9 protein-coding genes are annotated in these 10,758 nt (G+C 67.8%); 5 read left to right on the forward strand and 4 right to left on the reverse strand.

The genetic code is table 11. From position 1 onward, the window contains the following. Positions 1 to 107: 107 nt before the first annotated feature. Positions 108 to 2,219: a M13 family metallopeptidase gene (locus AC5P5X_RS18945; protein ID WP_005407904.1), complete on the reverse strand. Its 2,112-nt coding sequence runs from the start codon at positions 2,217 to 2,219 to the stop codon at positions 108 to 110. Positions 2,220 to 2,395: 176 nt separating this feature from the next. On the opposite strand from AC5P5X_RS18945, the gene AC5P5X_RS18950 reads away from it, so the two are divergent. Next, the gene (locus tag AC5P5X_RS18950; protein WP_061201496.1) at positions 2,396 to 5,458 is read left to right on the forward strand and encodes a bifunctional diguanylate cyclase/phosphodiesterase; all 3,063 of its coding nucleotides are present in this window, start codon (positions 2,396 to 2,398) and stop codon (positions 5,456 to 5,458) included. A gap of 94 nt (positions 5,459 to 5,552) precedes the next feature. On the opposite strand, the gene AC5P5X_RS18955 is transcribed toward AC5P5X_RS18950, so the two are convergent. After that, a complete protein-coding gene (locus AC5P5X_RS18955) occupies positions 5,553 to 6,434 on the reverse strand; it encodes a LysR family transcriptional regulator (RefSeq protein WP_049395670.1) in 882 nt (293 codons plus the stop codon). A gap of 96 nt (positions 6,435 to 6,530) precedes the next feature. Here AC5P5X_RS18955 and AC5P5X_RS18960 point away from each other — a divergent pair, with 96 nt between their 5' ends. The 3 genes from AC5P5X_RS18960 (at position 6,531) to AC5P5X_RS18970 (ending at position 9,528) form a co-directional block, all read left to right on the forward strand. Beyond that, positions 6,531 to 6,941, forward strand: coding sequence for a DoxX family protein (locus tag AC5P5X_RS18960; RefSeq protein WP_005407907.1), 411 nt, complete (start codon positions 6,531 to 6,533; stop codon positions 6,939 to 6,941). 31 nt (positions 6,942 to 6,972) lie between these two features. Further along, positions 6,973 to 7,761, forward strand: a complete 789-nt coding sequence (locus AC5P5X_RS18965) for a dioxygenase family protein (protein WP_005407908.1) — start codon at positions 6,973 to 6,975, stop codon at positions 7,759 to 7,761. A gap of 117 nt (positions 7,762 to 7,878) precedes the next feature. Continuing rightward, entirely contained in the window at positions 7,879 to 9,528 is a 1,650-nt protein-coding gene (locus AC5P5X_RS18970; protein ID WP_005407909.1) for a Na+/H+ antiporter, read from the forward strand. A 99-nt stretch (positions 9,529 to 9,627) separates the two neighbouring features. Here AC5P5X_RS18970 and AC5P5X_RS18975 read toward each other — a convergent pair whose 3' ends face one another. Further along, on the reverse strand, positions 9,628 to 9,876 hold the full coding sequence (locus AC5P5X_RS18975; RefSeq protein WP_005415112.1) for a DUF3297 family protein: 249 nt from the start codon (positions 9,874 to 9,876) through the stop codon (positions 9,628 to 9,630). Between the two features lie 90 nt (positions 9,877 to 9,966). On the opposite strand from AC5P5X_RS18975, the gene AC5P5X_RS18980 reads away from it, so the two are divergent. Then, positions 9,967 to 10,509: a DUF6630 family protein gene (locus AC5P5X_RS18980; RefSeq protein WP_012479021.1), complete on the forward strand. Its 543-nt coding sequence runs from the start codon at positions 9,967 to 9,969 to the stop codon at positions 10,507 to 10,509. Positions 10,510 to 10,612: 103 nt separating this feature from the next. Here the strand turns inward: AC5P5X_RS18980 and AC5P5X_RS18985 are convergent. After that, the coding region (locus tag AC5P5X_RS18985; protein WP_495203762.1) for an integrase core domain-containing protein at positions 10,613 to 10,758 on the reverse strand (146 nt) is incomplete at its 5' end.

The raw sequence follows: 10,758 nt of genomic DNA on the forward strand, positions 1-10,758 counted from the left end.
GATATGCCGACCAACGTCGGCATCCACCCGAGCGGGGCATTTGCCAGCCAAGGTTGGCAGCTACCGGGAAATGAAACGGGCGCCTCGCGGCGCCCGTTCCGGTTACATCACCACACCTTGACCCGCTTGTCCGGGGCCAGGTACAGCTTCTGGCCTTCCTTCACCTCGAACGCCGGATACCAGGCGTCGATGTTGCGCACGGTGAGTGCGCGGAACTGGCCTGGTGCATGCACATCGGTCAGCAGCGAGTTGCGCAGCGCCTGCTCGCGGCTCTTGCTGCGCCACGCCTGGGCGAAGCCGAGGAAGAAGCGCTGGTCCGGCGTGAAGCCTTCCAGGGTCTGGCCCGGCTTGCCCTGCAGCGACAGCTGGTAGGCATCGTAGGCAGTGCCCAGGCCGGCCACGTCGGCGATGTTCTCGCCCAGGGTCAGCTTGCCGTTCACATGCACGCCCGGGAACGGCTCGTAGCTGCTGAACTGCGCGGCCAGCGCATCACCGGCAGCGTTGAACTGCTTCAGGTCCTCGGCGGTCCACCAGTTGTGCAGCTTGCCGGTCTCGTCGAACAGCGCGCCGGCGTTGTCGAAGCCATGGCTGATCTCATGGCCGATCACCGCGCCGATCGCACCATAGTTCACTGCGTCGTCGGCGGCACCGTCGAAGAACGGCGGCTGCAGGATCGCGGCCGGGAACACCAGGCGATTTTCCAGCGGCACGTTCATCGCATTGATGGTCTGCGGCAGCATCGCCCACTCACTGTGGTCGACCGGCTTGCCCAGCTTGGCGATGTTGCGCTGGTATTCGAACAGCTCGGCGCGCTGTGCGTTGCCGAGCGCGTCATCGCGGCGGATCTCCAGGCCGGTGTAATCACGCCACTTCTCCGGGTAGCCCATCCCCACGGTCAGGCCGGCGACCTTGGCCTTGGCATGCGCCTTGGTCTGCGGCGACATCCACGACAGTGCGTCAATGCGCTTGGCGAAGGCGGCGATGATGTTCTTCGCCATTTCGTCCGCACGCTCCTTGGTCCTGGCGTCGAAGTGCTTCTCGACATAGCGCTTGCCGATGGCCTCGCCGACAGCATGGTTGGCATCATCCACGGCGCGCTTCCAGCGATCGCTCTGCTGCGGCGTGCCGCTCAGCGCGGTGCCATGGAAGGCGAAGCGGGCGTCGGCGAACTTCTTCGGCAGGTAGGCGGCGGCACGGTCCAGTGCGTGGAAGGCCAGGTAGTCCTTCCACACCTCCAGCGGTTCGGTGGCGACCAGCCTGGACAGGCCGGCCACGGCCTTGGGCTGCCACACGATGAAGTCCTGCTGCTCGCCCAGCGCGGCCGCATCAAGGAAGGCGTTCCAGTCCATGCCCGGTGCCTTGGCGTTGAAATCGGCCTGGGTCCACGGATTGGCACCCTTGGTCACGTCGTTGGTTTCTTCCTGGGTGGCATGCGCCTGCGCGATCTTCGTCTCCAGCGCAAGGATGCGCTGTGCCTTGCCGGCCGGGTCGGCCACGCCGGCCAGCTGCAGCATCTGCGCGATGTAGCCCTGGTACTGCTTGCGCAGTTCGGCCATGCGGCCGCCGCCCAGGTAGAAGTCGCGGTCGGGCATGCCCAGGCCGCCCTGCACGAGGTACGGCGCGGTGCGGTCCGGCTGCAGCATGTCGACCGAGACCCACAGGCCGAACAGGCGGTCGGTGTAGAAGTTGGTGGCATTGAGCAGGTCGACGTCGGCGCGCATCTCGCCGCCGAGGGCACGTGCCAGGCCAGCCTTGTCGGCGATGGTCTCGATGGCCTTCAGCTGCGGCTGCACCGGGGCGATGCCGTGCTGCTCGATGCCGGCTTCGTCCATGTAGGCGGCGTAGTAGTCGCCGATCAGTTTGTCGTCACCGCTGGCCTGCGCATTGCCGGCCGCACCCTCGAGGATGGCGCGGGTGTCGGCCAGGGTCTTTTCAGCGATGACGTTGAAGCTGCCGAAGCGCGAACGGTCGGCCGGAATCTCGGTGTTCTTCACCCAGGTGCCGTTGGCGAAGCCGAAGAAGTCATCGCCGGCCGCGATGCTGCGGTCCATGCCGCTGGCATCGAAGCCGAAGCTGCCCAGCATCGGCTTGGCGGCAGCGGGTGCAGCCTCGGCGGGCTTGGCGGTGCCAGCGGCCGGATCGGCCGGACGGTCGCAGGCAGCCAGGGACAGGCTGGCAACGATGGCCAGTGCCAGGGTGGGACGGCGCAGCTTGGACATGGACTTCTCTTGCAGCGGAAAACCCCAAGTCTAATCCGCCGCAGCCCGGCTGGCCGTCCCCGTGGCTGGCCGGTCCTGTGCAGGATCTGGCTGAACGCGCCGAAGCGATCTTCACGCCGTCACCGGGGTGGTGCATGCTGGGCCCTGGAGCCCTGCGCGGACACGGGGAGGTGGCCATGCAGGACGGGGTCAGGCGTCAAGAATGGCGTCCGCCGGCCGTTGAGGTCGGGGATGTGGAGGATTCGTTCGCGCATGAAGCCAGCCGACTGCACAAGGAAGATCGACCGATGCCCGCGTTGAAGCGGGCGTTGGCCCGTCCGTTGCGCGCCATCACCTGGGGCGGCGTGCTGCTGGGCCTGTTGCTGGTGGCCGGATTGGCCACCATGCTGGCCAACGACCATCACCGCCGCCTGGAGGCCGCGCAGCGGCAGAGCCGGGCGCTGGCGGTGGGGAGCGAGCGCCTGCTGGCGCTGGAACTGCGCAATCTGGAGCGGGCGATGACCGGCATCGCCGGCGATGCCGGTGAGTTGTTCCGCAGCGTGCCGTCACAGGCCCCGGTACTGCTGGATGCGGCCATCGGTGGCGTGCTGCGCCGCCACGCTGAACTGCACAGCATCGTGGTGTTGGACCGCCACGGGCGCGCGCTGACCGCCGGGCGCGGCGACCTGCAGCTGCCGCTGTGGACCGACCCGCTGCGCCGGGGGCAGGGCAGTGCCCTGTACATCGGCCCGCCGCAGCGGGCCAGCGATGGCGACTGGGTGGTGCCGCTGGCACTGCCGATGGCCGGTGAACGCTGGCTGTTGGCGCGGCTGCGCTGTGGTGAACTGCAGCGCATCGCCGGCGGCCTGGATGTTGGTCCCAACGGGCTGGTCTCGATCACCGACGCCGAGGGTTACATGCTGGCGCGCGTGCCCGATCCGCATGGCACGGTCGGTCGCCGCTACGACCTGCCGCGGCGTGACCTGCTCGGCAAGCAGGCGGTGGTCGAGCTCGGCAGCCTGCCCGGCGTGGTCGATGGTGTACCGCGCATCACGACCATCAGTACGCTCGACCGCAGCCCGCTGGCGGTGCAGATCGGCCTGGCCGATGAGGACGTGCTGGCACCCTGGTGGCCGTACCTGCAGGCATCGGTGGCGATCGTGCTGGCCTACATCGTGGTGCTGCTGGTGCTGCTGTATGCGGTGCGCCGCAGTACCCGCAGCCAGCAGGCGATGGCCGAGGAACTGAAGGCGGGTCATGCCGAGCTGCGTCTGGCCCATCAGGTCGGGCGTGTCTGCACGTGGTACGTGGATGAGGACGCCGCGCTGCTGCGCTGGTCCCCCCTGGCGCGCGAGATCTTCGGCGTGCAGACCGATGCGCTGCCGGTAGCCGACTTCTTCGCTCGCGTGCATCGCGATGATGCCGCGCGCCTGCAGCAGGCTTTCGACCAGGCCTTTGCCGGCGGCGCAGTGCTCGACCAGGTGTTCCGCCTGGTGCTGCCCGGTGGTGAAGTACGCTGGGTGGGCGCGCGCGGACAGCGGGTGGAGGTGGCCGACAGCGAACGACGCATGATCGGCGCGTTGACCGACCTGAGCGAACGCTACCAGGCGCGCGAGCAGATGAGCGAAGTGGAACGCCGCTTCCGCCTGCTGTTCGACCGCAACCCGGCGCCATTCTGGGTGTTCGACCCGGACACGCTGCGCTTCATCGAGGTCAATGACGCGGCGGTGCGCCAGTACGGCTACAGCCGCGAGGAGTTCCTGGCGATGAGCATCCTCGACATCCGCCCGCGCGAAGGCTGGGACGAGGTGCGTGGTGCCATCCAGCGCGCGCAGGTGGGCGATCCCCCCGACGCAACCGTGCGCCTGCACCGGCGCAAGGACGGCAGTGTGTTCGAGGTGCGCGCACACCTGTCCAAACTCGATTTCGACGGACAGCCCGCGTGCCTGGTGCTGGCCGAGGATGTGAGCGAACGGCTGGCCTACGAGCGCGACCTGGCCTACCAGGCACGGCACAACCCGGCCACCGGCCTGCTCAACGTGCGTGCATTGACCGACCAGCTGGATGAGCAGGGCGAGGGCTATACCATCGCCTTCGTGCAACTGCGCGGACTGCAGCTGGTGGCCGATACGCTGGGCCGTGAGATCGGTGATGCCGTGCTGCAGTCGATGGCGACCCGCCTGGGCGGGTTGGGCGCACGCTGCGGCACGCTGGCGTTCCAGCCGGCGGAGGACTTCGTGTTCGCCATCGGTTCGGAGCACGATACCCAGCGCGTGCTGGACGACCTGCTGCAGATCGTGTCGGCGCCGATGCGTGGCAAGGATTCACTGCACCAGTTCGAGCCGCGCATCGGCGTGGCGGTGCATGTGGCCGGTGACGGCCACAGCGCCGAACAGGTGATTGGCATGGCCGCGCAGGCGGCGCACGCGGCGCGTGCGGAGGGCAACGTGGTGGTCTGGTTCGACGCAGCGGTGACCACGCGGCTGGCCGACCGGTTGCGCCTGGCCGGGCGCATCCATGCGGCCATCGACAACGAGTTCCAGCTGTACTTCCAGCCGATCCGGCATGCCAGCGATGGCAGCCCGGCGGCATTGGAGGCATTGCTGCGCTGGCCGCAGGCTGATGGCAGCTTCATTCCGCCCAATGAGTTCATCCAGCTGTGCGAGGACACCGGGCTGATCCTGGCACTTGGCCGCTGGGTGATCCGAGCGGCAGCGAAGGCGCAGCGGCGGTTGGTCGAGGCCGGGTGGGGCGAGCTGCCGATTGCGGTCAACGTCTCGGCCGTGCAGTTCTTCAACAGCGACCTGGTGGCCGAGTTCACCCGCGCCCAGCAGGAGTTCGGGTTGGCGCGGGGTGCGCTGCATGTGGAACTGACCGAGAGCAGCCTGATGCGCAAGCCGGGGCAGGCGATGCAGACCATGCAGCGCCTGCACGAGCAGGGCATCAGCGTGTCGCTGGATGACTTCGGCACCGGCTATTCCAGCATGTCCTACCTGCAGCACCTGCCGCTGGACATCCTGAAGATCGACCGCAGCTTCGTGGCGGACGTGGAAACCAATCCACGCAACGCCTCGATCTGCCGCGCACTGCTGTCGCTGGGCCACAGCATGGGCCTGACCATCATCGCCGAAGGCGTGGAGACGCCGGGACAGCTGGACTGGCTGGCTGCGCACGGCTGTGACCAGGTGCAGGGCTACCTGCTGGGACGGCCGGCACCGCTGGAACGGATCATCGACGCGCTGGATGAGGTCGCCGCCTAAGTGGTAGTGCCGGCCGCTGGCCGGCATTCGCCCAGGACCGAGAGGTGTCTGATTGCCGGCCAGCGGCCGGCACTACGGCAAACGCCAGGCTCGGCTACACCCCGGCCTCCACCAGGTGGTCGATGAAGCTGCGCACCTTCGGTGCCAGGTGGCTGCGGCTGGTGTAGACCGCGAAGATGCCGATCGGCGCGGCTTCCCACTCGGGCAGGACGCGCACCAGACGGCCATCGGCCAGTGCGTCTTCCAGCAGGAAGTAGGGCTGCAGGATCACGCCCATGCCGGCGATCGCCGCTTCGCGCAGCACGTCGCCGTTGTTGGCGTGCAGCAGGCTGCTTACCGCCACCTTCACTTCACCGCCGGGCCCCTGCAGCGGCCAGTGATCACCGGCGGCCCAGTAGCTGTAGCTCAGGCATGCGTGTGCCTGCAGCTCCTGCGGGGTCTGCGGGGTGCCGTGTGCGGCCAGGTAGGCCGGCGCGGCGCACAGGCTCACCCGCGATTCGCCGAGGCGGCGCGCGATCAGCGTGGGACCGGGCTCGCGGGTGATGCGGATGGCCACGTCGTAGCCTTCCTCGACCATGTCCACCAGCCGGTCGGACAGCGCCAGGTCCAGCTCCACCTGTGGGAAGCGCTGGCGATAACTGGCCAGCAGCGGGCCGAGGCGGGCAATGCCCCAGCTCACCGGTGCGTTGATGCGCAGCGTGCCCGAAGGCTCCAGCGCCTGCGCGCCGATACTGGCTTCCAGCGCGTCGAATTCGGCCAGCAGGCGCACGCACTGGGCGTAGTAGGCGGCGCCGGCACTGGTCGGGCTGACCCGGCGCGTGGTGCGGTGGAGCAGGCGGGTGGACAGGCGCTTTTCCAGCGCCGCGACCTGGCGCGTGACGCCGGCGGTGGACATGTCCAGGGCCTGGGCGGCGGCACTGAAGCCGTTGCGCTCGACCACCGCCACGAACACGCGCATCGCTTCGAGGGTGTCCATTGTTGCGCCTTGTGAAATAAATACGGTCAAACGATCGTATTTATCGGCCAGTGAAGGCGCAATAACCTGTGCCCACTCCCTTCAAGGTGCTTTGCCATGCACACCACGACCGCTCCTGTTTCGCCGCTGGCGCCGTATGGCGCCACCCTGCTGCGCCTGGCTCTGGGCGTGCTGTTCCTGGTCCACGCACTGACCAAGCTGCTGGTGTTCACCCCGGCCGGTACGGCGGCGTTCTTCGAGTCTCTGGGCCTGCCCGGTGTGCTCGGCTACCTCACCATCGGCGTCGAACTGGTGATCACCGTCGCGCTGCTGCTGGGCATCTACGCACGCTGGGTGGGCCTGGTCGGCGTGCCGCTGCTGCTGGGCACCATCGTCACCGTGCACGGCGCCAACGGCTTCGGTTTCGCCAATGCTGGCGGCGGCTGGGAATACCCGGCGTTCTGGGCGCTGGCGCTGGTGGTGCTGTTCCTGCTCGGCGATGGCAAGTGGACCCTGCGTTCGCGCTGATCGCCGCCTGATCCTGCAACTGGAGAATTCCATGTCCCGCCTGCCTTCGCTGTACATCTCCCATGGTTCGCCGATGACTGCCCTGCAGCCGGGCCAGGTTGGCGTGCGCCTGGCCGAGCTGGCGCGCGATCTGCCGACGCCACGCGCCATCGTGATGGCCTCGGCGCACTGGCTGGGCCGGCAGCCGCTGGTCGGTGCGCATCCGCAGCCGCCGACCATCCACGACTTTGGTGGCTTCCCGCGCGCGCTGTTCGAACTGCAGTACCCGGCACCGGGTGATCCGGCACTGGCCGAAGAAGTGGCCGGCCGCATCGCCGCCGCAGGTCTGCCAGTGGCCATCGACCCGCAGCGTGGCCTCGACCACGGCGCGTGGGTACCGCTGCGGCTGTTGCGCCCTCAGGCGGACATCCCGGTGGTGCCGGTGTCGATCCAGCCGCTGCTCGGCCCCGAGCATCAGTTCGCGCTGGGCCGTGCGCTGGCGCCGCTGCGCGAACAGGGCGTGCTGCTGGTCGGCTCCGGCAGCATCACCCACAACCTGCACGACTGGGGCGACTACCAGGACGGCAAGGAAGCGCCGTACGTGCGGCCCTTTATCGAATGGGTGGAGCAGCGCCTGGCCGCTGATGACCGCCAGGCCCTGCTGGATTACCGCCGGCAGGCGCCGTTCGCCGAACGCGCGCACCCGACCGACGAGCACCTGCTGCCGCTGTTCTTTGCAATGGGCGCGGCCGGCGAGGGCGGTTTCGGTGCGCGTCGCATCGATGCCGGCATCGATGCCGGCTTCCTCGCCATGGATCTGTACCGCTTCGACGGGGCATGAGCCGGGGCTGACGCGCGGCGGCCCCGGCCGTCGCGGCCATGGCCGCATGTGGTAGTTTTTTCCGGGTTTCCGGCGCTGGCCTCCAAGCCTCCCCACGCGCCGCTTCCTGGAAGAAGCATGCATACCATTGAAGTCGTCCTGGCGATGCTGGTGGCCGTTGTCGCCAGCGGCTACCTGGTTCGCGTCCTGCCGTTCTCGTTGCCGCTGCCGCTGGTGCAGATCGGCCTGGGTGCGGTCATCGCCGGGGTGTTCAACCGTGGCCACGCGCTGGAGCCGGAAGTGTTCTTCCTGCTGTTCCTGCCGCCACTGCTGTTCCTCGATGGCTGGCGCATTCCCAAGCAGGGCCTGTTCCGCGACAAGGGCGCGATCCTCGAACTGGCGTTCGGCCTGGTGGTGTTCACCGTCATCGGCGCCGGCTTCCTGATCCACTGGTTGATTCCGGTGATGCCGCTGGCGGTGTGCTTCGCGCTGGCGGCCATCGTCTCGCCGACCGACCCGGTGGCGGTGGGTGCGATCGCTTCGAAGGCGCCGATTCCCAAGCGCCTGATGCACATCCTGGAAGGCGAGTCGCTGCTGAACGATGCCTCGGGCCTGGTCTGCTTCCGCTTCGCGGTGGCGGCGGTGATGACCGGCACCTTCTCGCTGGCCACGGCCTCGCTGACCTTCGTGTGGGTGGCGGTGGCGGGATTGGCGGTGGGCGTGGCGGTGACGCTGGGTGTGTCCACCTTCCAGCGCTGGCTGTGGCGCCGCTTCGGCGAAGAGCCCGGCGCGGCGATGCTGGTCAACCTGCTCATTCCGTTCGCGGCCTACCTGCTGGCCGAAGAGATCCATGCCTCGGGCATCCTCGCCGCGGTCGCCGCCGGTATCGCGATGAGCTATGTCGAGCTGACCGGTCGCGTCTCCGGCAGCATGCGCGTGCAGCGCGCCGGGGTCTGGAACATGCTGCAGTTCAGCTTCAACGGCATCATGTTCGTGCTGCTGGGCGAGCAGCTGCCGGGCATCGTCGAACGCGCCACCACCACCATGAACGAGACCGGCCACCAGAGTGCGTGGTGGCTGCTGGTGTATGTGGTGGTGATCAATCTGGCACTGGTCGTGCTGCGCCTGTTGTGGGTGTGGTTGTCGCTGCGCTGGAACCTGCTGCGCGCGCGCCGTCGCGGCCTGGAGCGGGGCGAGGCACCGAACTGGCGCATCGTGGTGGCGACCTCGGTGGCCGGCGTGCGCGGTGCGATCACCCTGGCCGGTGTGTTGACCCTGCCGCTGTTCCTGCCCGACGGCAGTGCGTTCCCGGCGCGTGACCTGGTGATCTTCCTGGCCGCATCGGTGATCCTGTTCTCGCTGCTGGGCGCCAGCATCGCGCTGCCACAGCTGCTGAAGGGCCTGCAGCTGCCGGCTGACTCGGGCGAGCGCAAGGAAGAGGACCTGGCACGCCGGCTGTCGTCGAAGGCCGCGCTGGCCGGGGTCGAGCGCATGCGCCAGCAGCTGGTGATGAACCAGAACACCGAGAACGTGCAGCTGTACAACGACGCCGCCTCGCGGGTGAGCCTGCTCTACCAGCGGCACCTGGAGCGCGACAGTGATGGGCCCGACGTTGACCCGGAGAAGGTTCGGCGCATGGAAATGGGCTACCGCCAGCTGCGCAGCGCCGGCCTCAATGCCGAGCGCGAGGAGCTGTTCCGGTTGACCCGGCGCGGGGTGATCTCCGATGAGATCTCGCGGCGCCTGATCCGCAACCTGGACCTGCTGGAATCGCGCAAGCGCGAATGACCGTGTACCCCGGGTGGGTGCGGACCTCGGTCCGCGTTGATCGGGGTCAGATCCCTTTCCGCAGGAAAGGGATCTGACCCCAGGATCCGGGAGCCGTGCTTATTCCGGCTTCTGGTCCAGGAAATACACCTCGACCTTGCCCTTGACCTTGATGGTCATCGGGTTGCCGCGGCGGTCGCGGGCCTTGCCGGCCTGCACGCGGATCCAGCCTTCGCTGACCGAGTATTCCTCGACGTTGTCACGCTCGACGTCGTTGAAACGCACGCCGACGCCGCGCTCCAGCGCCTGCGCATCATGGAAGGGGCTGGCCGGGTTGATCGCCAGGTGGTCGGGAGGGGTATCGCTCATCGCTTCATTCACAGTGACGGCCACCAAGGCCGGCTTCAGCGGCACAGGATAAACCGTAGAATGCCGGCCTGCCCCAGAGGAAGTTCCGCCATGCCCGACAACAGCGACTATTTCGACTTCGAGGAAGACATCCACGACTTCGACGAAGATGGCTTCGAGGCACGGGTCTGGAACCTGCTGGTGCTGATCAACCCGGGCGACGAGGAACTGGCCCTGCAGCAGTTCAACCGCTGGCGCGAGCACCTGGCCGAGGACGGGCAGCCGCTGGAAGCGGACAGCGACTGGCTGCCGGCCCTGTTCACGGCCATCGCCTGGCAGTCCGGTTTCGAGGTCGAGCGTGATGATCTGGAATCGCTGCAGTCGGCAGTGAACGAGCTGTCGGCGCGCTTCAACCTGCAGCTGGACTGGGGCGGCGACCTGGATGACGAGGACTTCGCCGAAGGCCTGGACGGCGTGCAGCTGATGTCCACCGCCTTCGACCGCCTGCGCGAGCACAACTACACGCTGTGGAGCGTGGATGCCGGCAGCGACGGCTTCACCGGCGTGATGGCGCTGACCCGCGACGACGACGCAATGCTGGCGCTGTGCTCGCTGCTCAACGTGGAAATCCGGCTGGGCAGCGACCCGTTCTGAACGATGGGCCGATCCCCCCGGCACGACCCGGCGGGGACGATCTGCTGGGCACGGCCTGATGGGTTGATCCGCTGGGGACGACCCGACGGGGTAGAGTCGACTGTTAGTTGTGTAAACCCACCACGTTGTTCAGCGGGATTCTGGAAATAGGCGGTTGGCTGCCGATCCCCATGTGGGGTCGGTGCCAGTTGTAGTAATGCAGCCATTCAGGCAGCACGGCATCACGTTGCTCTGACGAAGCGTACTCGC

Source organism: Stenotrophomonas sp. YJH_SMC_91 (genome assembly GCF_059368495.1).